Source organism: Streptomyces sp. NPDC021096 (assembly GCF_040641275.1).
Taxonomy (GTDB): domain Bacteria; phylum Actinomycetota; class Actinomycetes; order Streptomycetales; family Streptomycetaceae; genus Streptomyces.
On sequence record NZ_JBFADG010000004.1, the window covers coordinates 416,057 to 439,725 of the forward strand.

At 69.0% G+C, this 23,669-nt stretch carries 17 protein-coding genes and 1 pseudogene; 13 read left to right on the forward strand and 5 right to left on the reverse strand.

The features are described from left to right. Nucleotides 1-328: 328 nt before the first annotated feature. The 4 genes from AB0G59_RS10405 to AB0G59_RS10420 all read left to right on the forward strand — a co-directional run bounded on the left by AB0G59_RS10405 (nucleotide 329) and on the right by AB0G59_RS10420 (nucleotide 6,280). Nucleotides 329-1,801, forward strand: a complete 1,473-nt coding sequence (locus tag AB0G59_RS10405; RefSeq protein ID WP_360909955.1) for a hypothetical protein — start codon at nucleotides 329-331, stop codon at nucleotides 1,799-1,801. Between the two features lie 83 nt (nucleotides 1,802-1,884). After that, the gene (locus tag AB0G59_RS10410) at nucleotides 1,885-3,723 is read left to right on the forward strand and encodes a hypothetical protein (protein WP_360909957.1); all 1,839 of its coding nucleotides are present in this window, start codon (nucleotides 1,885-1,887) and stop codon (nucleotides 3,721-3,723) included. After that, a complete protein-coding gene (locus AB0G59_RS10415; RefSeq protein WP_360909959.1) occupies nucleotides 3,720-5,828 on the forward strand; it encodes an integrase in 2,109 nt (702 codons plus the stop codon). The genes AB0G59_RS10410 and AB0G59_RS10415 overlap by 4 nt, the downstream gene beginning before the upstream one ends. Continuing rightward, nucleotides 5,825-6,280: a hypothetical protein gene (locus AB0G59_RS10420; RefSeq protein WP_360909961.1), complete on the forward strand. Its 456-nt coding sequence runs from the start codon at nucleotides 5,825-5,827 to the stop codon at nucleotides 6,278-6,280. The genes AB0G59_RS10415 and AB0G59_RS10420 overlap by 4 nt, the downstream gene beginning before the upstream one ends. A 139-nt stretch (nucleotides 6,281-6,419) precedes the next feature. Here AB0G59_RS10420 and AB0G59_RS10425 read toward each other — a convergent pair whose 3' ends face one another. Genes AB0G59_RS10425 through AB0G59_RS10435 form a run of 3 tightly spaced genes read right to left on the reverse strand, consistent with a single transcriptional unit; the run spans nucleotide 6,420 to nucleotide 9,824 of the window. After that, nucleotides 6,420-8,456: an NAD(P)-binding domain-containing protein gene (locus AB0G59_RS10425; RefSeq protein WP_360909963.1), complete on the reverse strand. Its 2,037-nt coding sequence runs from the start codon at nucleotides 8,454-8,456 to the stop codon at nucleotides 6,420-6,422. Next, on the reverse strand, nucleotides 8,453-9,613 hold the full coding sequence (locus AB0G59_RS10430) for a hypothetical protein (RefSeq protein WP_360909965.1): 1,161 nt from the start codon (nucleotides 9,611-9,613) through the stop codon (nucleotides 8,453-8,455). The genes AB0G59_RS10425 and AB0G59_RS10430 overlap by 4 nt, the downstream gene beginning before the upstream one ends. A 1-nt stretch (nucleotide 9,614) precedes the next feature. After that, on the reverse strand, nucleotides 9,615-9,824 hold the full coding sequence (locus AB0G59_RS10435; protein WP_360909966.1) for a hypothetical protein: 210 nt from the start codon (nucleotides 9,822-9,824) through the stop codon (nucleotides 9,615-9,617). A gap of 198 nt (nucleotides 9,825-10,022) precedes the next feature. Between AB0G59_RS10435 and AB0G59_RS10440 the strand changes: the two genes are divergently transcribed. The 4 genes and pseudogenes from AB0G59_RS10440 to AB0G59_RS10455 form a co-directional block, all read left to right on the forward strand. Next, nucleotides 10,023-11,345: a tetratricopeptide repeat protein gene (locus AB0G59_RS10440; RefSeq protein WP_360909968.1), complete on the forward strand. Its 1,323-nt coding sequence runs from the start codon at nucleotides 10,023-10,025 to the stop codon at nucleotides 11,343-11,345. A 73-nt stretch (nucleotides 11,346-11,418) separates the two neighbouring features. Further along, nucleotides 11,419-12,177, forward strand: a complete 759-nt coding sequence (locus tag AB0G59_RS10445) for an uL30 family ribosomal protein (RefSeq protein ID WP_360909970.1) — start codon at nucleotides 11,419-11,421, stop codon at nucleotides 12,175-12,177. Between the two features lie 529 nt (nucleotides 12,178-12,706). Next, the gene (locus AB0G59_RS10450) at nucleotides 12,707-13,075 is read left to right on the forward strand and encodes a hypothetical protein (protein WP_360909972.1); all 369 of its coding nucleotides are present in this window, start codon (nucleotides 12,707-12,709) and stop codon (nucleotides 13,073-13,075) included. 434 nt (nucleotides 13,076-13,509) lie between these two features. After that, nucleotides 13,510-14,076, forward strand: a pseudogene (locus tag AB0G59_RS10455) (hypothetical protein); the annotation flags it as partial. A 140-nt stretch (nucleotides 14,077-14,216) separates the two neighbouring features. On the opposite strand, the gene AB0G59_RS10460 reads toward AB0G59_RS10455, so the two are convergent. After that, nucleotides 14,217-14,492, reverse strand: coding sequence for a hypothetical protein (locus AB0G59_RS10460; protein WP_360909974.1), 276 nt, complete (start codon nucleotides 14,490-14,492; stop codon nucleotides 14,217-14,219). Between the two features lie 72 nt (nucleotides 14,493-14,564). Between AB0G59_RS10460 and holA the strand changes: the two genes are divergently transcribed. Next, the gene (gene holA / locus AB0G59_RS10465; RefSeq protein WP_071963368.1) at nucleotides 14,565-15,551 is read left to right on the forward strand and encodes a DNA polymerase III subunit delta; all 987 of its coding nucleotides are present in this window, start codon (nucleotides 14,565-14,567) and stop codon (nucleotides 15,549-15,551) included. A 290-nt stretch (nucleotides 15,552-15,841) separates the two neighbouring features. Here the strand turns inward: holA and rpsT are convergent, their stop codons facing one another. Further along, nucleotides 15,842-16,111, reverse strand: coding sequence for a 30S ribosomal protein S20 (gene rpsT / locus AB0G59_RS10470; protein ID WP_071963317.1), 270 nt, complete (start codon nucleotides 16,109-16,111; stop codon nucleotides 15,842-15,844). 206 nt (nucleotides 16,112-16,317) lie between these two features. On the opposite strand from rpsT, the gene lepA reads away from it, so the two are divergent. The 4 genes from lepA (at nucleotide 16,318) to hemW (ending at nucleotide 23,505) form a co-directional block, all read left to right on the forward strand. Next, nucleotides 16,318-18,180, forward strand: a complete 1,863-nt coding sequence (gene lepA / locus AB0G59_RS10475; protein ID WP_360909977.1) for a translation elongation factor 4 — start codon at nucleotides 16,318-16,320, stop codon at nucleotides 18,178-18,180. 176 nt (nucleotides 18,181-18,356) lie between these two features. Continuing rightward, on the forward strand, nucleotides 18,357-20,246 hold the full coding sequence (locus tag AB0G59_RS10480) for a long-chain fatty acid--CoA ligase (RefSeq protein ID WP_360909979.1): 1,890 nt from the start codon (nucleotides 18,357-18,359) through the stop codon (nucleotides 20,244-20,246). A gap of 178 nt (nucleotides 20,247-20,424) precedes the next feature. Continuing rightward, nucleotides 20,425-22,245 carry an ATP-binding SpoIIE family protein phosphatase gene (locus tag AB0G59_RS10485; RefSeq protein WP_360910023.1) on the forward strand — a complete coding sequence of 607 codons (1,821 nt, stop codon included), beginning with the start codon at nucleotides 20,425-20,427 and terminating at the stop codon, nucleotides 22,243-22,245. 27 nt (nucleotides 22,246-22,272) lie between these two features. Beyond that, nucleotides 22,273-23,505, forward strand: coding sequence for a radical SAM family heme chaperone HemW (gene hemW / locus AB0G59_RS10490; RefSeq protein ID WP_360909981.1), 1,233 nt, complete (start codon nucleotides 22,273-22,275; stop codon nucleotides 23,503-23,505). The last annotated feature ends 164 nt before the right edge of the window (nucleotides 23,506-23,669 follow it).

A 23,669-nucleotide genomic window follows, 5' to 3' on the forward strand; every position in this document is an offset into this window, starting at 1 on the left:
CCGCAGACCGGCGTCATGGGGCGACATCGACCTTGGCCTTCAACACGCTGAACTTGACAGAGAAGATGTCGGACAGGGAGACGCCTTGGCCCTGTCAGCTGGTCCGGGTACCGCCGTGGTCGTCGACGCGGGCCCGGAGCCGCGGGCGGTCGACCGCTGCCTGCGGGAGCTGGGCGTCGACAGGGTGCCGCTGCTGTTGCTGACCCACTTTTTCTTGGGGCAGTTCATTTCTGTCTCACGATTTCTCGTCTTTGATCTGAGGAAGCCATCCGTCCGCTGCTGGACTCTGGTATCTCTCCTGTCAGTGCTGTCTCAGGAGGGGTGAACGGTGCAACTGTTCTTTGTGAACTCACAGTTGGCAAAGCGCTACTTCGACAGTTCTGTGCTGTCGGGGGAAGAGGTCGCCCGGTTGCTGGATGATCGGGCGATCGCAGATGGGACGCCGCTCTACCTGGATGACGAGACGATGATGCCGGTGGAGCCGCTGTGCTCGTGGGGTCGGAGTCTGTCCAACGCCGAGTTGGCCGAGGGCACGATGAAGGAGTACGGGCGGATCGTCGCGCGGGTTGCTGACCATCAGGGGCAGCGAGGGCGTGACCTGGTGTCGGCTACGGAGTCCGATCTCAGGGCCTACAAGAGGGCTCGCACGGTGCTGCAGCGGCGGCCGATCGGGGATTCGGCGTGGGGCAAGGAGTCGCAGCTTCTTGACCAGTTCTATGGCCACTTGGTGGATACCGGGGTGCTGCGGCAGAGGCCGGTGCGGGTGGGGGCCCGGGGGAAGAATCCGATGGCGCCTCAGATCAAGCAGAAGATGGACATCCGTCATCTCACGCTGGGGCAGTACCGGTACTTCCGCGATGTGGGGCTTGGCGGGCAGCAACCGGATTCATCCCTTGATCACTCGTTTCGGGGCTGGTCACCGCACCGCAACCGCGGGGCGGCGGATTTGGCGCTGGGGACGGGGATGCGGTGGCAGGAGTGGGCGACCGTCCTGTTGCCCGAGCTTGGCATCGGGGTGGGGCACCCGGTTCCGGAGGTGGATTTCACTGTCCAGGCGTGCGCGAAGTACGGCAAGGCCCGGCCCGTATACGTGCCCGAGGAGTCGATGAAGTCCTTGGAGCCGTATCTGCTGCTGGAGCGGCCTGAGCAGGCTGCGACCTCGGCGAAGCGCCTTGAGCGGCGCCACCGGGACTTGTTTGTCGTCTCGCGGATCGACCATGAGTCCGGGCTGGTCTACGGGATGTTGGACGGGATGGAGAGGGTGTTCACCCTGTCCGCGATGGATCCCGGTCTGCGGCGGATCACTGTGCGAGAGACGGATGTTGGTCTGGAGGCCTTGGCGGTGTTCATTTGCCAGGGCGGACTGATGCCGATGGCGGACTCGTGGAAGCGCTACCGGCATGCGGCCTGGCGCCGCATGGTTGCCTGGGCGGACGGGAGCACGCCCGTGCTCCCGCGCAAGAGGTGGCGCTGGCACGACCTCAGGCACACGTACGCGCTGCAGTTGCTGAACTACCTCGAGCGGCAGATGGACGGCGAGGAACCGGATGCGGTGGCCCGCCGCCGACGGCACCGCCGCTACCTGTCCAGCCACACGCGGTTGAACCCGCTGCTGATCGTCAGCCGTAGGCTGGGGCACTCGAACCCGGCCACTACCTATGAGTACCTGGAGTACACCGACGACCTGCTCAATGAGTTCGACGAGGCCTTCCGCGGCTGGGTGGGCGAGGCCGACAGCGACGCGACCTACGCGCAGATCGCCTCCCACGCCTTCGGGCTGGAGAAGCGGAGCGTGGGCTGATGCCGCGCCGGGGCGAGTTCCTCAGAGACTTCCCCGAGACCGGTCCCGAGAGGGAGTCTGTGGCGGGCAGGGTCGGAGAGCGGATGGTGCGCACGTCGAGCGCGACACGGCGCAACCTGACGAGCCGCGTCATCCCGGGAAACTATGCGTGCGCACAGCTGGCAGCCGAACTCGCGGACGAGTGGGTCGAGTATGTGGCGGATGCCGGGCTGGCGGCAGGGACGGTCCAGTCCTACCGACAGGCCATCGACAGCCTGTGCACCTACGCGGATTCGCAGCTGGGCGAGGGGTCTCCTCGTGCGTCCCTGGCCCGGGATCAGCCTGAGCTGTCACGGCTGGTGGCGGCCTGGGAGCGCACGCTGCCATCCGGCTTCGCTGCCGGTTCGATGCGTCCGGCCATCCTGTCGGGGGCCATTCGGGTCCTGATCCGCAGGCGAGCGGAACACCCGGACCGGCCAGTGACCCAGCGCGTGGCTGCACTGGCCAGGTACGGCAGCGGGGTGCCCCTCGGAGAGACCGCAGAGCTCGATGAATTCTCCCGCCAGGAGAAGCAGGCCCTGGTCCGCGGGGCCTGGGCAGCCGTGATCGCCCTGGAGAAGCGGCTGGTGGCGGGGTGGGAACTGGCCTCGCAGGGGCAGCATCCGGACGAGGGCTCGTGGATGGCCCTCCCGGACCTGTTGTGGGGGCTGGCCAACGACGTGGTCACTCCGCAGGACATCAGCCGTCGCCTTCCGCCCTCGCGGTTGTGGACCGACGAACTGCGCCAGTGCATCCGCCGGCCGGACGGCACCATGCCGACCACCACGGCCAGGACCGCCCTGAACAGGTGGCTGGCGGCCCAGTTGTGGCCGAACACTCTCGACCTGCACGCCTTCCGTGTCCTGCTGGTGGACGCTACCGGCCACCCCCCGGAGGAGGTCAGCCAGCTCACCGAGGAAGGAGTCGAGTTCATGCCGGGCGGGGTCCGCCTGACGCTGACGAAAATGCGCGCGAAACGCCGCTACTACCGCGCGTTTAAGGACGCGTCGCTGGACATGGCCCAGGTGATCGAGACCGAGGAGTTCAAGGACCAGCCCCGCCGTGAAGCGAGCGTGATCGTCCGCCGCCTGATGGTCGTCACCGAACGCGCCCGACTGCGGGCAGCGGACCCGGAGCGCAAGTTGTTCGTCCGAGCCGCCGTGGACGTGGACCTGACGCTGAAGTTCTGCGAGTGGAACCCGGAGGCCCCGCTGGCCCGGTTCAGTAAGTGGCTGCAGCTCAACGAGATCACGGTCACCGGCAAGACCGATATCAGACGGCTGCGCAAGTCGACAAAGGTGGAGAGAGTCGTCGCTGCCCGCGGCCACATCCGCGACGCGGCCGACGACCACCTCGAGGAGACCTTCAAGGGCCACTACGCCCAGGGCACGACCTTGCGCGTGATCTCCGCCGAGGTGATCACCGCGGCTCAGGAGCACTGGCTCGGCCAGGCTCTCGACGGGCCGACGGTCGTAACCGGGCAGGCAGCCGAGGACACCGCGCAGCTGCAGGCACTCGGCCTGACCGAACAGGAGGCCGACGGCCTGGTCCAGGGGGAACTGGACATGGGGGTGACCCACTGCAAGAACCCATACGACTCGCCCTACAGCCCGGCCGGCGAGCTGTGTGCGGTCGCGCCTCTGCGCTGCCTGGAGTGCCGCAATGCCTGGGTCCTGCCGAGCCAGCTGCCCCAGCTTCTGCTCTTCGGCGAACACCTGGAGCGGGTACAGCGCCGGCTCTCACCCGCACGGTTCACCGCGGTATGGGGACAGTCCTACGCCAACCTGCGGGCCGTCCTGGACGACCGCACCGAAGAGGAGATCACGTTGGCCCGCAAACACATCGCCGAGGGCGACGTCACCTTGGACCTGCCTCTGTCCGCACACGTGGAGTTCGACGCATGATCACCCCCCTCGCCCACCCGCTGCCGACCTCCGCCTTCCGGGACGACGAGCCGGCTATCCAGAGCCACCCGCTGCTGCCAGGCGCCAAGGTCCCGCTGTTCGGACAGAGGGGCGTGTGGGACTTCAACGGTGTCGTCCGCCGCAACGCCAACCTGACGGAAAGCGAGTGGAAAGCCTGGTTCGGGTCGGTGCTGGCCGTGCCGGAATGGAACCTCACCGCACGCGAGCTCTGCATGATCATGGCGAACCCGCGGCATGAAGCCGTGATCGACGCCGGCGTTCATCTGCGGCCCGAGCCATTCGATCTGCAAACCGTCATCCATCACCTGTCGCACCTGCGAACTCTCGCACGGTGGGCGAACAAGCAGGGACTGCCCCCGCAGATGAGTGCCTGGAGGGATACGGATCTGCGCCGATACGTGAAATCGCTGCGGGCCCAGCAGCTGAAGCCGAGCACGTTGATGAATCACGTGAACTGCCTGAAGCGCCTTCACGAGGTCGGACCCGCGCTCAGCCTGGGCGGGCCGACAGAGGACCCCTGGCGGGGCATGAGTGCACGCAAGGCCGCCAAGTACGTGGCCGCCAGCGAGCTGTCCACTCCGGCTATCCCTCCCGAAATCTGGTTCCCGCTGGTCAGGGCGGCCTGGATCTACGTGCACACGTTCGCCCCGGACGTACTTCGCGCCCTTGGGCGATACCGGGAACTGACCGCCCGGACCCCGACGCGGCGGTTCGGGCGAGGAGAGATGGACACCGTCCTCGACGCTTACCTGGCCGATCCCGTCAGCCGTATCCCTCTGCATGACCCCACGCACTCGGGCTCCTCGCTGGGGAAGAAGCACGAGGGCGTCAATTGGAACTTGCTGGCACTGCTCGCCGGATTCGGCCCCACCAGCACCGTCTTCAACGCAGGGTCACGGGCGGCTGAACGGCGCCGCGCGAAGGTCCTCGGGCTCCTGGAGAGCGGGTACCCCACGACGACCGGCCTCATCGAGGACTTGGTCCAGGTGTCCCGGCCGGACGGCAGCACGGGCCCCTGGCACCCAGGGCTGGACCCCCGGGCCCTGGAACGGATGCTCCCCAAACTGAGGGACGCCGCATTTTGCCTGGTGGCGGCGCTGTCCATGATGCGCGACAGCGAGATCCATGAGATCCGCCGCGGCGCGGTAGTCCAGCACTACAACGCTCCCGCGATCGCATCGGCCCTGGACAAGGGGCACGCGGGCCGCCCAGGCAAGCACTGGTGGGTCACCGAGCCAGCAGCCGAGGCCATCGCCGTAGCGGAAGCCATCTCCCTCCACGACGAACGCGTCTTCGCACCGATCAAGCGCATCGAGACCTCCGAGGCCGTGCACGGCGACCACATGATCGATTCCTTCATCGACACAGTGAACGCCGACCGGGCATGGACCGGTCTGGAGGAAATCCCGGCAGGCCGTGTCCGCCCGCACATGTTCCGCAAGACCATGGCCATGCTCACCGACCAGTTCCCCGGCTCGGAGATCGCGCTGGGACTGCAGCTCAAGCACGTCGCCGCCCGTGCACTGGCCAACCGCACCACCCAGGCATACGCCGCCGCGGACACCCAATGGGCCGAACTGCTGGAGACCGCCCTCGAAGCCACCCGGTTCAGACGCTTCAAAGAGCTCTTCAACATGCACAAGGATGGCAAACCAATCGGCTACGGCCCTGGTGCGGAGCGCGTGAAGGAGGCATTCGACGAGATCACCGCCACCGTCAGGGCCCACGGGGGCGACGCCCGGATCGAGGATGACCTGCTGCGGAAAACCCGGATCACCATCCGGTTCGGCATGCTCAACAACTGCCTGTTCGACCAGTCCAACCCGGCCGGTGCGGCCTGTCTGGAGAACGCCATCGTCCCCGCAGGTCACACCGGCCCGCTTGAGGACCGGTGCCGCCCCGACCGGTGCCGCAACAGCATGATCGGCGTCGAGCACGTCGCCATCCACGACTCCCACCGGCGGACCCAGCTCAAGATTCTTGAGACGCGGCGCCTGCCCACACCGCGCAAGGCCCTCATCCGCCGTGAGATCGAGCGCGTTGACGCTGTTCTCGCCCATGTCCGCAAGGAGGAAACCCCGTGACCGCTCCTGCCGACCGCACCGCCACCGAAGACGGCGTCACCCCGCAGACCGCGCAGGCCCTGCGGGCCGCCATGCAACGGCTGTTCACCGGGAAGCCGCAGCGGACCGACGGCCGGCTGACCAAGCAGAACCTGTGGCAAGAGGCCGGAGTCAGCCGGGCCACCATGAACCGAGCCCACACAATCCTGGCCGAGTGGGACGCTCATGTCGCCGAGCACGGCAGCACGACACCCGGCGAAGCCCGCCGTGACGACGAGATCCGGGAACTGCGGCGCAAACTCGCCGAGGCAACCCGCGATCGCACCACGCTCCAGCGCCGTCTGGACGCCGCAGCCACCGCCATCGCAGCCCTCCACCACGACAACACGCTCTTGCGGCAGGAACTGGGCCAGCATGGCGCCACGGTCATCCCCCTCCACGGTCGCGGAGGCGACCACGATGAGGAAAGGTGATCACCATGGTCGTTCACTGAAGCCCGTCGATCGCGGATCGCCGACCAAGACGGACTGGGTGTTGGCGTACAGCTGAATGCCCTGTACGCCGACAGGAGGCGCCCCTCTGGGGCGCCTCCTCGGCTCGGCCGGTTCCAGTTCAGGAGGCCAGCTCGGTGACCTGTTGCAGGAGACGGGTGTTGGCCTGCGCGTTGTGGCCCAGATTCACCGTGTGCCGGGGCAGTCCGCCCAGGAGATCGAGCAGGGGACCGGCGCTTGGGGTCTCAGTGGGGAGGAGGCTGAAGAGGTCGGGGTAGCGGTCTTCGGTGCTGGCGGTGAAGAAGTCGGTGTCCCGTACGGTGCGGTCGTCGTCCAAGAGGGCTGGTTCGGCGCCGGGGGTGATCTGGGGGAAGAGGATGCGGGCGGCGTGTCCCTCGGTGGCCAGGGTCAGGCCGAGCCAGGTGTGGAGCTGGTCGGGGAAGAACTGGGGCTTGAGTTCCTTGCCGGATTCCTTCCAGAGGGGGGTGCGGCTGCCGGAGTGGAGGGCGTCGGTGACCTTCTGGTGCTGGGTGGGGTGGAGCTGTTCGCCGCGTTGGACGCGTTCGCGGACCTGGTCGTACCAGCCGAGGGCGTCGAGGAGGCCGAGGCCGATGGCGGCGGCCGAGGGCCAGGGCAGGACCCGCAGCCGGTCGTCCTCCCGGCGGATGAAGACGCGGTCGTTGGCCAGCAGCAGCCAGCCGGCCCGGGCCAGCAGGAGCCCCACGGTGGTCTTCCCGGCGCCCTTGTCGCCCAGGGTCAGCACGGCCTGCCCGTCGCGGACGACGGCGGAGGCGTGCAGGATCGACCAGCCGTCGGCTACCAGCTGCCCGCGGACGACCTCGCGGGCAAGGCGGGCGGCGGCCAGGGCGACGGGGACGTCCTCGCAGCCGTAGATGTGCAGGGGGCCGCCGGGCTCGGCCCGGTAGGTGAGCTTGTCGTCGGGCTGGGAGGCGAGGACGGTGCCGTCGTCGTCCCGGTCGAAGAGCATGCTCGAGTTCGCGTAGAGGATCTCCTCGTGCGCGTGGTCGGCCACGCGCTGGGCGATCTTGGTGACCTTGGCCGGGTTGACGTCGGCGATCACCTGCGGGCCGTCGTCAGCGGTAGTGCTGGTGGCGTTCCACCAGGGGCCGAAGTAGCGGATGGCCCAGTCGGTGATCACCGTGCTGTTGCCGGTGACGCTCACGGCCTGGGTGGCCGTGGAGATGCGGGTAGCGGTCCTGGTCACTGCGGTCTTCTCCTTCCATGAGGGACGTACGGGAACGTGCAGGCAGGCGAGCGGCTGGTAGGCGTCGCGAAGTTTGACGTCCGCGGCCACCAGTTGGCGGGCCTCGGCGGCGTCCAGCCGCGGGAGGCACACGCTTGGGGTTCCGGCGGTGAAGCGCAACGGGATTCCCCTCCACCGGCCCTCGTGGTTGACGGACAGTTCCACTACGCGGTCGTCCAGGCCCAGGCCGGCGCGGAGGGCGGCGATGACGGCGCCAGCGGGGCCGCAGCGGGTGCGGCCGAGACCGGCGTTGATCCGCCGGGGACGGGCGGACAGCTCCTCGCGGACGCGCCACACCGGCACGGGGACGGGCAGGCCGCCCGCGCGGGTGGCCGACGCGCAGATAACCGCCTGGTCACCGTGCTCGCCGATCACGTGCCCCTCCACGGCCTCGACGGGCACCTCGAGGAGGTGGGCGAGGGCGATCCGGTAGCGGGCGGTGTCGGTGTTCGAGCCGACCCCGTAGACGCGGGGGCAACCGGAGATCTCGGCGAACAGACGGGCCATCACGTCGACCGGGTTGGTCACCATGACCACCAGCCCCTGGTAGTGGGCCAGGCGCCGGGCCAGGTCGGCGATGACGGGGGCGTTCGCGTTCAGCCCGGCCATCCGGACATCCGTGCGAGCGGTGTTGGTGAAGTCGGCCCTGAGACAGACCACGATCGCCTCGCAGGAGACGAGCTGCCCGGCGTTCGCGGCGTGAACCGCACGGACGGGGGAGGCGATCACCTGGCACATGTCCTCCAGATCGGTCACCAGAGCCCGGGCCGATACGCCCGTGCGGGAGACGATCCGGACGGACTCGCACCAGCCGGCGGCCGTCAGCAGCATGGCCACACCCTGGCCGACGGCCCCGGCACCGATGACGCCGATCGCACCAGCCGACGCGTTCACCGGTCCGCCGCCTTCGCCGCGTCGGTCAGGGCAAGCCGCCACACCGCCCGCGGGTCCGTTCCGGCGATGAGATGGGCGGTGGTGCGGTCGAGCAGGCTGACCACCGTCTTGGCCTGCCGGGTGATCTTGTCGGCGTGTTCGGGCAGGGGCAGATCGGGCGGGCTGGTCAGGTAGGTGCTGAGGATGTTGGTGGTGTCCATCAGCCACAGCACCACCAGGTGCTTGATCCATGTGGCCCGTTCGTCGGGGCCTAGGTCGGCCGTCATCGCGTCGGCGAACGTCCCGGCACCGCTGACCACCGCGTCGGCTGTTGCCCGGTCCGGCGGGGAGGCGATCAGGTTCAGCACCGTCCGCGAGACCAGCTTCGCCGCATCCGTCTGGGGCCGTCCTCGGGCCAGGCCGGGGTCGAGGAAGACCGGACGGCCCCTGGGGCCGTCGGGGAAGACCGCGTGGTCGGGCTTCAGGTCGCCGTAGACCACCGGCCGCCGCCCGGCCGCCGGAGTGAGCCGAAGCCGCCGCAGCCGGCCGACCACGGTGGCCAGCACCTCGCCCTTCTCCCCGGCTTTGCGCAGGTAGGTCGGGCCGCTGATGCCGTTGAACTTGCGGTGAAAGGTGGAACCGATGCCACGTTCGACGATCGCCACCTCATCGACGACCCGGGCAACGGCGGGCCGCTGGAGGCCCGCCAGCTCGACCAGGACGCGGGTCATCAGCTCGCCCGTGCGGTGCGGTTCCTTGGCCAGCAGATCCACCAGCGTCGGCCCCGCCACCGGCTCGGTGAACAGCACCCCGTCCCTGATCCCGGCGACCGGGCAGGTCAGCACTCCGGCCTCCTCACCCAGGATGGCCAGGGCTTTCGCTTCCCGCTCCAGCAGCGTCCCCGGCGAACCCCGGTAGGCGGCCTGGGCTGCCCGGACCGTTGCCCAGTCCCCGGCCGTGCCCCGCAGAACTGACACCAGTGAAAGCCCCAGCAGCGAGACTTTCGCGAACAGCGGGCGGCCGTCGACCTGGAGGCGGCGGACGTAGGTGGTCACGCTCGGCGTGTGCTGGCCCAGTCGCACCTCGGCGCCCGGCCACAGCCTGGCTGCGGCCTTGTTGATCTGCCGATCCGCGTAGGCGAAGACGTCCGTGGCGGCCAGTGCGGCATTCGGCGTCATGTCACCAGCCTCCTGACGTGGAGGGCACCTCGCTGTCCGGCAGGGACAACGCAATGGGGACGTGTCCGGGGTGGTGTTGATCGGTGTGGACGATGGCGGCTAGGCCGCCGGCGGCGGCGATCGTGCCGAGGGCCCAGATCCAGCCGAGCGTCACCCCCAGCCAGTCGCCGTGGGCCTTCCTGCCGCTGGTCGTACGGGACGTGTGCGTCACCGTCGTCTCCTTCGGGAATTGGATGCAGCGGGCCGCCGACGCATGGGAGGAGGGAGGGTCGCCGAGGGCCCGCTGCGGCTTCTAGGCCCCCCGTGAGATCGGGCGGCGAGCTTCAGTCAACGGCCGTGCAGGGGTGGCGAGGAGGGGCCAGGATGTAGGGCAGCTGTAGGCCCGCGTAGGCCAGGAGGCGACGGCATCGTGCCGACTAAACAGGAACTCGCCGAACTCATCCGACACGCGTGCACCAAGCGCGGCTGGGGCCCCACCAAGCTCGCCCGGGAAGTCAGCGTTGCCGCCGGGAAGCCCCCGGACACGCTCGAGCGCCAGTACGCCCGCCGCTGGATGTCCGGCGAACGCGAACCGACGTACTGGCTCCCGTACGTCGTCCAGGCCCTCGACCTGGACCTAGACGCCTCCCAAGAGGCTGAATCCAACGGGTTAGAGGCAGAGGCCACCGATACCGTGGCCTCAGTCATCCAGCTGGGGAGGCGAGACGTGCACCGCCGGAACTTCCTGGCCGCCACGAGCGGTTACGCCCTGAGCGCCCTCGCGCTGCCCGACCTCGACAGCATCACCCGCCGCACCAAAATGGCTCCAGCCGGAGCCGTCCGTGTCGGCGCCGGCGAAGTCGCCGCTGTCAAGCAGATGGTCAAGGCCCTCGGCGACTCCGCCGCCGAACTCGGCGGCGGACACGCCCGCCACCTCGCCGTGCGCTACCTCACCGACGACGTCGCCCCCTGGCTCAATGGCAAATACACCGAGGCCACCGGCCGAGAACTGTTCGCCGCCACCTCCCAGCTCGTCCACCTCGCCGGCTGGATGGCCCAGGACGAAGGCAACGACCCCGAACACCAAGGTCGGGCACAGCAGTACTACGCGCACGCCTACCGCCTCGCCGCCGAAGCCCGCGACCCCGAACTCTCCGCCACCGCCTTGCGGGGCCTGGCCGTCCAGGCGATCGACCTCGGCTACCGGGCTGAAGCGGTCCAGCTCGGCGAGGCCTGCGTCCGTTACGGCAAGGACCTGGCAAACCCCCGGGCCGTCGCCTACTACGAAGCAACCCTGGCCAACGCTGCAGCCCAGGACGACGACCGCACCACGGCCACCCGGCACCTCGCCCTCTCCGAGACTGCCATCGGCCACTCCGCGGCCACGGCCGGCGAATCCTGGGCTGCCCACTATTCGCCCGGCCGGTGGGCCCACGAGTCCGGGATGATCCTCACCCGCCTCGGCGACCTTGACGCCGCCGAAGAGCACCTCCGCCTTGCGCTCGACATCCACGGCCTCGACCGCCGACGCACCCGCGCGATCGTCCTTGCGGACCTAGGCGGCGTACGCATTCGCCAAGGCGACCTCGACGGCGCCCTCGCTACCTGGAACGAGTTCCTCGCCTGCGCCGACGGCATCCGCTCGGTCAAAGTCAGCACCGCGGCTGTCGACATAGTCACACGGCTAAACCGATTTCGCGAGATGCCCGAAGCAAGCCAACTGCAGCGTAAGGCGGTCCTGTTCCTCACCTGACTGTGTTCTGACCTTTGAAGCAGGAACGCAAGATCGACGAGCCTCAACTCAGGTGAGGGACTACAATGTTTTTATGCGCTCGCTGCAGTGTAAGGGGGATGGCGATCTCCTGGTCACTCAAACTCGCTCTCCTATCGGTCACTCCAGAGAGCTGAGGAAAGTCCTCAAATCTTTGGGGCTGCGCAAGACAGGGCAAGTACGAATTTTTGACCAGGAACAGCCTGCAATAAAAGGCCAGTTGCGCCTAGTTGATCGATTCGTCAGAACCGAATCACTTGCATTGCCCATGTCGATCGCAACATCCGACTCCCCCGACTCCAAGGATATGGCGCAACTTGGCGAGCTCTGGTATGAGATAGGCGAACGGCCCGCTCTGCGCCTAAGTTTTTCGCATCGAGAATTTGTTCAAGTTGAAGTGTATGAAGATTTTTTTGCGTTGGCATGGGCGACTGCTCTTCCTTTTTCGGCGTACTTGGCGCGCACGTGCGACCTGATGCCAAAACAAGCACCCTCAGACGAAGAGACTGGCGTGCTGGCGATGAGGGGCATGGGTAAGCATGTAGTAACTAGCGGAAGGGGAGCGCTATCTCGTGCCGCAATAGAGCCGTCGAATGTTCTATTCTTGAGGATTGACTATCCCCAACTGTCTGTCACCTGGCGAACTCCTTCCCAGAGACGCGGAGGCGCATGGGAGCCAGGGGAGTCCGGGCTGATAGCTGAGTCATTTGAATCGCTCAGATGGGCAAGGCTAATTCGGAGAACGGCGACTCCAGAAATAGCAAGTCGCGCACTCGGGGTGGTAGATGCTTTCGGCTTGATAATCAAGGTCTAGTTTGAGGAGGGGCTGTGACCTGCTCAAGCACTACGGACAAGATTTTCGACGTGGCAACCTCAAGCTCAATCGAATGCCCGAGAACTCTACATAGGCTTCACCCATCCGAAACTGGAACTCATCGGATTGAGCTTAAGAACTATGCACCCGAAAAGCTTGTGATCGATGTGACATCGACGTGCAGCCCTGACGGGCCGCTCACGTATCCAGCTGTGGGTGGTACATGGTCTGAAAGGGTGGAGCTCGGCGTTAGGAAGCGAATACGTACCCCAAAGAAGGTGCTTGCCAAATCGATTAAGAATGATGGGGGCTCAGAGCGAGAAGATTTGCAAGCAGTGGCGGTCAAAATAAGTCGCTATCTTGGCAGCTCTCCGAAGCAGATGTTCGGCAACCTCATGCTACGGGTAGACACTAGATGACTGCCTCAAGTGCATCTTTGACTGTCGCGTTTCCTTTTCTTTTGGGGATATTCCTACAGGCGTTGGGGGTGGTGGCGTCAGTCATCATCGACAAGAGGATTCGCCGGATCGTGGGCGATCTGATCAAAAATGATCAGAGAAGAGAGGAGGATACTGGAGAAAAATTGCCGACATACTGGGAGCCGGAAGGGATCGCGCGCTTCGCTCTTTGGGGGGCTGACATAGTTCAGTCGGTCAGCGTGACTATCGTTCCCGCCTTTGCGTACATCATTGCGCTCGCTGGGCATGTGGAAGATGTGTCCACGTATCCGTACCTCTGGGCGATGATCGGTGGGGCCCTCCTCTTTGCTGCGGTTGCGTTCGTTCCTGCAAATCCCTCCAGATATAGCAGTAAGGGAGTCTCTTATATCACGCCAGTTTCCTTGGCTGGATTTCTCTTTAATGTTTCATTTTTGATCATAGTGCTGTGCGTCGCCTAGAAATACTGCTAGTTGGTGATTCGATTCCCCTATGTCTATTTGAGGTGGTTGGGTGCGTTCAGCACACTCCTGCCGAGTCAGTGACGCCGACGCCACCTTGCCGCCTCACTCTGCGCTCGACCGTGCGCGATGGAATCGGGCAGCGTTCAAGGAAACGCCAAAACTGGGCATTTCTCTTGAATTGGAATCTCGGCATGTTTCAGGAAGATCGGTCCTGACGGGCTCTTGAGTCCTCGCCCTGGCGCCGACCTGTAGCTGGAGCCGGCGCGCAGATTGCGCAGGCCGATTGGAGTGGTGTGCGTCACATTGATCATGAGATGGAGGCTGTCTCAGTGATGCTGCGCTCCGCGAAGGAGGGGTTCACTCCAGAACCGTGGGGGCGGGGCGAGACACGGTGAAGTCGATGTCTCATGAGACATCCAGATCGTGGAGAACATGACCACGCGGACCACGTCGACGGGCTGCCCGGTGTGCTGCGCGGCAGGGCGGTCGGGGCGATCGGGACGACGGCGTTCGCCGAGCCGGCGGGGCAGGCCGCGTTCGTGCGCGGGGAGGCGGCGCGGGCACGGGTGCCGGTCGTCGAGGCCGTGCCGGGGGAGCGGCGGCAAGTGGGAGAGCTGTCCTGGGAGGTGCTGTGGCCGCCGCCCGCCGGGACGTCCGCCGTGGCCGAGGAGGGGCCCAATGACGCCAGCGTGGCCCTCCTCGTGCGTACCGGGGGGCTGACGCTCGCTCTGCTGGGCGACCTGGAGCCGCCCGCCCAGCAGGAGTTGTGGGAGTCCCGCCCCGAGCTGCCGGCGGTCGACGTCCTCAAGGTCGCCCACCACGGGTCCGCTTACCAGGACCCGCGGCTGACGCGTGGCCTGCGACCGCGCCTGGCCCTGATCTCGGCCGGCGCCGGCAACCCCTACGGTCACCCGGCCGCCCGCACGGTCGCCGCCCTGCGGGCGCAGGGAGCGACGGTCCTGCGCACCGACACCGACGGCCCGATCGCCGTGACCGGCACGGCCACGGCGGTGACGGGCAGACGAAGAGGAAGGCGCAGACGCGGAAGTACGGGCGGAAGTACGGGCGGAAGCAGGTGGGGAGGCGGATCCGCTGTGGTGGGGCCGCTCGGTCGGGCGCCGCCCGGGGGAGTGCGGGGTCAGCCGACCTCGAGCCAGCCGTCGTACTCCTCGGCGAGCTCGCGGAGGGCGGCGGCGTCCAGCTCGCCGTTGGGGTCCTCCAGGACCACCAGCCACTGGGCGTCCTCGGCGTCGTCCTCGCCGGCGAGGGCCTCGCGCACGATCTGGGGTTCCACGTCGAGGCCGAAGCGCTCGGAGGCCTCGTCCGCGGCCTCCCCGGCGGCGTCGCGGTCGGGGAGCACCAGGAGGTGCCGTACGGATTCGGACTGATCGGAATAGGAGAAAGCGCTGCTCACCCGCACATTGTGCGGCATGCGACCTTGGCCGTGGAGGGGGGAGTGTCACTGGCGCATGGGATGCTGGACGCGATGGCCAGGAAGACTGCAACCGACGACCTGCTCGCCCCCGTGACGCTCGCCGTGGGCCAGGAGGATCTCCTCCTCGACCGCGCCGTGCAGGAGGTGGTGGCGGCCGCCCGTGCCGCCGACGCCGACACCGATGTGCGGGACCTCACCCCCGACGCGCTGCAGCCGGGCACGCTGGCCGAGCTGACCAGCCCTTCGCTGTTCGCCGAGCGCAAGGTCGTGATCGTCCGCAACGCCCAGGACCTGTCCGCGGACACGGTCAAGGACGTGAAGGGCTATCTCGGCGCCCCCGCGGAGGAGATCACGCTCGTCCTGCTGCACGCGGGCGGCGCCAAGGGCAAGGGCTTGCTGGACGCCGCCCGCAAGGCCGGGGCCCGCGAGGTCGCCTGCCCGAAGATGACCAAGCCGGCCGACCGTCTGGCGTTCGTGCGCTCGGAGTTCCGGGCGACCGGCCGCTCCGCGACGCCGGAGGCGTGCCAGGCCCTGGTGGACGCGATCGGCAGTGACCTGCGTGAGCTGGCGAGCGCCTGCGCGCAGCTCGTCGCCGACATCGAGGGCACCATCGACGAGTCCGTCGTCGCCCGCTATTACACGGGCCGCGCCGAGGCGTCCAGCTTCACCGTCGCCGACCGGGCCGTGGAGGGCCGGGCCGCGGAGGCCCTGGAGGCCCTGCGCTGGGCCATGTCCACGGGCGTGGCCCCCGTTCTGATCACCAGCGCCCTCGCGCAGGGCGTGCGCTCGATCGGCAAGCTCGCCTCGGCGCCGCGGGGCGCCCGCCCCGGCGACCTGGCCCGGGAGCTGGGCATGCCGCCCTGGAAGATCGACCGGGTGCGGCAGCAGATGCGGGGCTGGACCGCGGACGGGGTCGCCGCGGCGCTGACCGCCGTGGCGGAGGCGGATGCCGGGGTCAAGGGCGGCGGGGACGATCCGGAGTACGCCCTGGAGAAGGCCGTGGTGGCCGTGGCCCGGGCGGCGCGCAGCCGTTCCTGACGCATAGCCGTTCCTGAGAGGGGGCGGGAGCTTCGCTCCCGCCGCTCGGCCCCCGTGCGCCCGAAGACCCCGTGCGCCCGAAGACCCCGTACGGCCGAAGACCCCCTAAACACCCGAAGGCCCCGGTCGCCCTGGGGAAGGGCGGCCGGGGCCTTGGGATCGTCTAGTGAGCCGTCAGGCTCGTACCGCACCCGCGTGGCGAACGACCGAGTGCGGCGGGGTGCCGGTTCCGGAGCGGTAGAGGGGCCGCTGGTTCCGTGCCGGCGAGGGGCTCATGCCCCGAAGTGGCTTCAGCCCTTGAGGAGGGCGGCAGCCTGCTGGGCCAGCGAGGACTTCTTGTTGGCGGCAGCGTTCTTGTGGATGACACCCTTGCTGGCGGCCTTGTCGAGCTTCTTGCCGGCCAGGGCAACGGCAGCGGTGGCCTTCGCGGCGTCGCCGCCGGCCAGGGCCTCGCGGGCCGCACGGACGAAGGTCTTGACCTCGGACTTGACGGCCTTGTTACGCAGGCGCGCCTTCTCGTTGGTCTTGTTCCGCTTCATCTGGGACTTGATGTTCGCCACGATTGAGCCTTTTCAGGTTCGATTGGATTTCGATAGTGCCGTGTACGTGTGAGAGGCACGACAGGCACAGTGGACCAGGCTACCAGTACGCCTTGCGGCCTCCCAAACCGGACGGTACCCGCCGGTCATGGGACCATGGTGAGGTCGTATACCCGACTCCCGCCGAGACCAGCGTTCAAACGCCGAAGTCACCGAATGGATCCTGCGTGCCCGCGACCCCTACCAACGTGCCGGAGCCGAGCCGTACCGACCCGGCTCTGATCCGTAACTTCTGCATCATCGCGCACATCGACCATGGCAAGTCGACGCTCGCCGACCGGATGCTCCAGCTGACCGGTGTGGTCGACCAGCGGCAGATGCGTGCGCAGTACCTCGACCGGATGGACATCGAGCGCGAGCGCGGCATCACGATCAAGTCCCAGGCCGTCCGTCTCCCCTGGGCGCCCACCGAGGACAAGGGCAACACCCACATCCTCAACATGATCGACACGCCGGGCCACGTCGACTTCACCTACGAGGTCTCGCGCTCCCTGGCCGCGTGCGAGGGCTGCATCCTCCTCGTGGACGCCGCCCAGGGCATCGAGGCCCAGACCCTCGCCAACCTCTACCTGGCGATGGAGAACGACCTCACGATCATCCCGGTCCTCAACAAGATCGACCTGCCGGCCGCCCAGCCGGAGAAGTTCGCCGCCGAGCTGGCGAACCTCGTCGGCTGCGAGCCCGAGGACGTGCTCCGGGTCTCCGCGAAGACCGGTGTCGGCGTCGACGAGCTGCTCGACAAGGTCGTCGCCCAGGTCCCGGCCCCGGTCGGCGTCAAGGACGCCCCGGCCCGCGCGATGATCTTCGACTCGGTCTACGACTCCTACCGCGGCGTGGTCACCTACGTCCGTGTCATCGACGGTGAGCTCAAGAAGCGCGAGCGCATCAAGATGATGTCGACCGGCGCCACCCACGAGCTGCTGGAGATCGGTGTCTCCTCGCCCGAGATGACGCCCGCCGACGGCCTCGGCGTCGGCGAGGTGGGCTACATCATCACCGGCGTGAAGGACGTGCGGCAGTCCAAGGTCGGTGACACGATCACCTCCCAGCAGAACGGCGCCACCGAGGCCCTGGGCGGCTACAAGGACCCGAAGCCCATGGTCTTCTCGGGCCTGTACCCGCTGGACGGCTCGGACTACCCGGAGCTGCGCGAGGCCCTCGACAAGCTCCAGCTCAACGACGCCGCGCTCGTCTACGAGCCGGAGACCTCGGCCGCCCTCGGCTTCGGCTTCCGCGTCGGCTTCCTCGGCCTGCTCCACCTGGACGTGGTCCGCGAGCGGCTCGAGCGCGAGTTCGGCCTCGACCTCATCGCCACCGCGCCCAACGTGGTCTACAACGTGCGGATGGAGGACGGCGTCGAGCACGTCGTCACCAACCCGAGCGAGTTCCCCGAGGGCAAGATCGCCGAGGTGCACGAGCCGGTCGTCAAGGCGACCGTGCTGGCGCCCACCGAGTTCGTCGGCGCGATCATGGAGCTCTGCCAGTCCCGCCGCGGCACCATGCTGGGCATGGACTACCTCTCCGAGGACCGGGTCGAGCTGCGCTACACCCTGCCCCTCGCGGAGATCGTCTTCGACTTCTTCGACCAGCTGAAGTCCAAGACCCGCGGCTACGCCTCCCTCGACTACGAGCCCACGGGCGAGCAGAGCGCCGACCTGGTCAAGGTCGACATCCTGCTGCACGGCGACAAGGTCGACGCCTTCTCCGCGATCACGCACAAGGAGAAGGCCTACGCCTACGGCGTCCGTCTGGTCGCCAAGCTGCGCGAGCTCATCCCGAGGCAGAACTTCGAGGTGCCGATCCAGGCCGCCATCGGCTCCCGGGTCATCGCCCGTGAGACCGTCCGCGCCATCCGCAAGGACGTCCTCGCCAAGTGCTACGGCGGTGACATCTCCCGTAAGCGGAAGCTGCTGGAGAAGCAGAAGGAAGGCAAGAAGCGCATGAAGATGGTCGGCAGCGTGGAGGTCCCGCAGGAGGCCTTCATCGCGGTGCTGTCCAGCGACGAAGGCGGGGAGAAGGGCAAGAAGTAGCCCTGATCCACTGTCGGCAAGGTGCCCGTTCCCGTCAGGGGGCGGGCACTTTTGCGCAGCCTCTTCTCATAAGCGGCCAGGGACTCTTACGCGATGGCCCCTTCGGCTTTACTCTGATCACTGCTTGGAAGGTTACTCGCGAGTCACCAGCAACGTAGCGGGCCCCGGAGGATGCCGTGACCGAGACACAGAGTTTGATCGAGAACCGGCCGTCGTCCGTGGCTGCGCTGTTCCTCGAACGGGTCGAGGCCACACCCGACGCCGAGGCCTACCGCCACCCGGTCCCCGCGCCGTCCGGCAGCGGCCCCGACTCCTGGGCCTCGCTCACCTGGCGCCAGGCCGCCGACCGCGTCTTCGCCATCGCCGCGGGCTTCATCGACCTCGGCATCCTGCCCGAGCAGCGGATCGCGCTGTCCTGCGCCACCCGGCTGGAGTGGATCCTCGCCGACCTCGGCATCATGTGCGCCGGCGCCGCCACCACGCCCGTCTACCCCAGCACCAACGCCGACGAGACCGCCTTCATGCTCTCGGACGCCGAGTGCCGGATCCTCGTCGCCGAGGACGCCGCCCAGCTGGCCAAGGCCCGGCTGCGCCGCGCCGAGCTGCCCGACCTCGCCCACGTCGTGGTCATCGAGGCCGCCGACGCCGTGCCCGCCGAGGGCGACCCCGAGGGCTGGGTGATCTCCCTCGCCGACCTGGAGAAGCGCGGCGCCGCCCGCCTCGAACAGCACCCCGACGCCGTCCGCGAGCGCGTGGAGGCCCTGCGCTCCGACCAGCTCGCCACCCTCATCTACACCTCCGGCACCACCGGCCGCCCCAAGGGCGTACGGCTGCGGCACGACGCCTGGTCGTACATGGCGCGCGCCATCCAGGCGACCGGGCTCGCCCGCCCGGACGACGTGCAGTACCTGTGGCTGCCGCTCGCCCACGTCTTCGGCAAGGTGCTGACGGCCGGGCAGATCGGCGTCGGGCACGTCACCGCCGTCGACGGCCGGGTCGACAAGATCATCGAGAACCTGCCGGTCGTCCGGCCCACCTACATGGCCTCCGTGCCCCGGATATTCGAGAAGGTCTACAACGGCGTCGCTGCCAAGGCCCGCGAGGCCGGCGGCGCCAAGTACAAGATCTTCCGCTGGGCCGCCGAGGTGGCCCGCGAGTACGCCAAGGTCTCCCAGGACAACTACCGCCGCACCGGCAGCAAGGCTGTGCCCTTCGGCCTCGCCGCCAAGCACCGCGCCGCCGACGCCCTCGTCTACGCCAAGATCCGCGACGCGTTCGGCGGCCGGCTGCGCGCCTGCGTCTCCGGCGCCTCCGCCCTCGCCCCCGACATCGGCTACTTCTTCTCCGGCGCCGGCATCCACATCCTCGAGGGCTACGGCCTCACCGAGACCAGCGCCGCCAGCTTCGTCAACCCCGGCGAGGCCTACCGCACGGGCACGGTCGGCAAGCCGCTGCCCGGCACGGAGGTCCGCATCGCCGACGACGGCGAGGTCCTGCTGCGCAGCCCCGGCGTCATGGAGAGCTACCACCGGCAGCCCGAGAAGACCGCCGAGGTCCTCGAATCCGACGGCTGGTTCCACACCGGCGACATCGGCGAGCTCTCCCCGGACGGCTATCTGCGCATCACCGACCGCAAGAAGGACCTGATCAAGACCTCGGCCGGCAAGTACGTCGCGCCCGCCGAGGTCGAGGGCCGGTTCAAGGCCGTATGCCCGTTCGTCTCCAACATCCTTGTGCACGGTGCCGACCGGAACTTCTGCACCGCCCTCATCGCCCTGGACGGCCCGTCCATCCTGGGCTGGGCCAAGGAGCGGGGCATGGACGGCAGGCCGTACGCGGAGGTGGTCGCCGCCCCCGAGACCCAGGAGCTCATCGAGGGCTACGTACGCGAGCTCAACGAGGGTCTGCAGCGCTGGCAGACGATCAAGAAGTTCCGGCTGCTGCCGCGCGACCTGGACGTCGAGCACGGTGAGCTGACCCCCAGCCTCAAGCTCAAGAGGCCGGTCGTCGAGCGCGAGTACAAGGGCCTGATCGAGGAGATGTACGAGGGGTCCCGCGAGGACTGAGACGCGCAGGGCCACTCGTAAGGCTCACTTACCCCACTCCTCGCCCCTGAGCGCAGACGGTCTGTCACTCTGGCCCTGGTGAATTCCGCACTATGCCGTATGCGGTCAGGAGCGTCACGTGAGGACATCACCAACCGCGGGCAAGGACGGGCCGGTCGCGCTGACACCGGCCCGTGGGATCCGCGCGTCGACCGGCCCCGGTGGCGCCGACGGCCCGCCCACGGCCCGGACCAGCCTGCCCGGCGACGCCCGGGCGCCGTCGGCCGCACGCCGGTTCGTCCGGTCCGTGCTCGCCGGCTGGAACGCCCACGCCCTGGTCACCGACGATGCGACGCTGCTGGTCAGCGAGCTGGTCACCAATGCCGTGGTGCACGCCGGGACGTCCGTGGACCTGGAGTGCCGGCTGGACCCGGCGCCCGGGGGCAACCTCGTCGTGGAGGTCACCGACCACCACCCCGCCCGCGAGTTCCGGCCCTGCCCGCGCCCCGCCGCCGGTGACCGCGAGGGCGCCGCACACGGGGGCCAGGGGCTGCGGCTGGTCGCCGAGCTGGCCGAGACCTGGGGCACGGCCTACCGGCGCACGGACAAGACGGTCTGGTTCCACCTGCCGACCTCCCCGGCCGACGAGCACACCGGAGCCCTCTCCGAGCAGGCCCTCCTGCGCGACCTGCGCGTCGCCGAGATCCTCGCCCCCGGCGCCCGCCCCGAGCCGCCCGGCCGCCGCGCCGGCGACCGCACCCACCACCGCGCCCTGTCCTTCCTCGCCGAGGCGTCCGAGCTGCTCGCCGGGCAGTTCGACGAGGACATGGTGGCCTCCCTCGCCACCCAGCTCGCCGTGCCCCGCCTCGCCGACTGGTGCGCCGTCTGGCTCGACGTCGAGGGCGCCCCCGGCGCCATCCGGCCCGTACCGCGCCTCGCCCGCGTCTGGCACGCCCGCGAGAGCCGCATCGAACCCCTGCGGATCGCCCTGCAGCGCACCCCGCCCGCCCTGCCCGCCGCGGGCCGCGCCGTCCCCTGGCCGCAGGGCCAGTACGGGCACTGCCGGGCCGACGCCCCGCACGGCGCCCACGGACCGGAGGGCCCCGCGGACGGCACCGCGCTGGCCTGCCGGCTCGTCGCCGGCGGCCGTGGCGTCGGCACCCTGCTCCTGGGCCGCAGCGCCCCGGCCGCCATGGCCGGCGACGTCGTCTGCCTCGTCGAGGACTTCGCCCGCCGCGTCGCCCAGGCCCTGGCCTCCGCCCGCCAGTACACCCGCCAGGCCACCATCAGCCGCATCCTCCAGCGCGGACTGCTGCCCCGCGGCGTCGCGGAGATCCCCGGCGTCGACAAGGCCGTCGTCTACGAACCCCGCGGCGACGCCTCCGCCGGCGGCGACTTCTACGACGTCTTCGGCGTCGGCGGCGGCCGCTGGTGCTTCGCCCTCGGCGACGTCTGCGGCAGCGGCCCGGAGGCCGCCGTGACCACCGGCTTCGTACGGCCCTGGCTGCGGCTGCTGGCCAAGGAGGGCTACGGCGTCGCCGACGTCCTCGACCGCCTCAACCGGCTGGTGTGCGAGGAGGCCGCCGAAGCGGCCGAGAGCGGGGCGGCACCGCGCTTCCTGTCGCTGCTGTACGGCGAGCTCGTGCCGCACGGCAAGGGCGTGCGCTGCACCCTCGCCAGCGCCGGGCACCCGCTGCCGTTGCTGCTGCGCCCCGACGGCTCGGTGCGGGCCGCCGCGGTCCCCCAGACCCTGCTCGGCGTCGTCGAGGACGTCGGCTACGGCAGCGAGACCTTCGACCTGACCTCCGGCGACACCCTGCTGTGCGTCACCGACGGCGTCACCGAGCGCAAGTCCGGCAACCGCCTCTTCGACGACGGGGACGGCCTCGCCGCCGCCCTCGCGGGCTGCACGGGCCTCACCGCCGAGGGCGTCGCCGGGCGGATCCGGCGCGCCGTCCACGGCTTCTCCCGGACCCCGCCGGACGACGACCTGGCGCTGCTGGTCCTGCGCGCCGAGTAATCCCCGCCATGCCGGACAATGGAACGCATGCCTTCCGTACTGCCCGACGGTGAACCCATGCCCGAGGACGGGGCCCTGCCCCGCCACGCCCTCGACGGCTCCGGGCAGCGACCCCTCGGCTTCTACCTGCACGTCCCGTACTGCGCCACCCGCTGCGGCTACTGCGACTTCAACACCTACACCGCCAGTGAGCTGCGCGGCTCCGGTGGTGCGCTCGCCTCCCGCGACAACTACGCCGACACCGTCGCCGAGGAGATCCGCCTGGCCCGCAAGGTGCTGGGCGACGACCCGCGCCCGGTCGAGACGGTCTTCGTGGGCGGCGGCACCCCGACGCTGCTGCCCGCCGCCGACCTTGGGCGGATGCTCGCCGCGATCCGCGACGAATTCGGGCTCGCGGACGGCGCCGAGATCACCACCGAGGCCAATCCCGAGTCCGTCGACCCCCGCTATCTGGAGGAGCTGCGGGCCGCGGGCTTCAACCGGGTCTCCTTCGGCATGCAGAGCGCCCGCCAGCACGTCCTGAAGGTCCTCGACCGTACGCACACCCCGGGCCGCCCGGAGGCGTGCGTGGCCGAGGCCCGCGCGGCCGGGTTCGAGCACGTCAACCTCGACCTGATCTACGGCACGCCCGGGGAGAGCGACGACGACTGGCGGGCGTCCCTGGACGCGGTCATCGGCGCGGGCCCGGACCACGTCTCGGCCTACGCCCTGATCGTGGAGGAGGGCACGCAGCTCGCCCGGCGCATCCGCCGTGGCGAGGTGCCGATGACGGACGACGACGTGCACGCCGACCGCTACCTGATCGCCGACGAGAAGCTCGCCGGCGCGGGCTTCGCCTGGTACGAGGTCTCCAACTGGGCCACGACCGAGGCCGGCCGCTGCCGCCACAACGAGCTCTACTGGCGCGGCGCCGACTGGTGGGGCGCGGGCCCGGGCGCCCACTCCCACGTCGGGGGCGTGCGGTGGTGGAACGTCAAGCATCCCGGTGCGTATGCGCAGGCCCTCAGCGAGGGGCGGTCGCCGGGGGCGGGTCGGGAGGTCCTGGCGGACGAGGACCGGCGGGTGGAGCGGATTCTGCTGGAGCTGCGGTTGGTGGAGGGGTGCCCGCTGGATCTTCTGCGGCCGGCCGGCGCGCGGGCGGCGGCCCGCGCGCTCGCCGACGGCCTGCTGCAGCCGGGGCCGTACGAGGAGGGCCGCGCGGTCCTCACGCTGCGGGGGCGGCTGCTGGCCGATGCGGTGGTGCGGGACCTGGTGGACTGAGCCCCGGGCCCGCCCTTTCGCCGTTTCCCCGGGGGCTCCGCCCCCGGACCCCCGGACCGCGCTTCGCGCGGCGTCCTCAAACGCCGGACGGGCTGGATTTTCCGCCGGTTCCGGGCGACAAAATCAGCCCGTCCGGCGTTTGAGGACCGGGGTCCGGGGCGGAG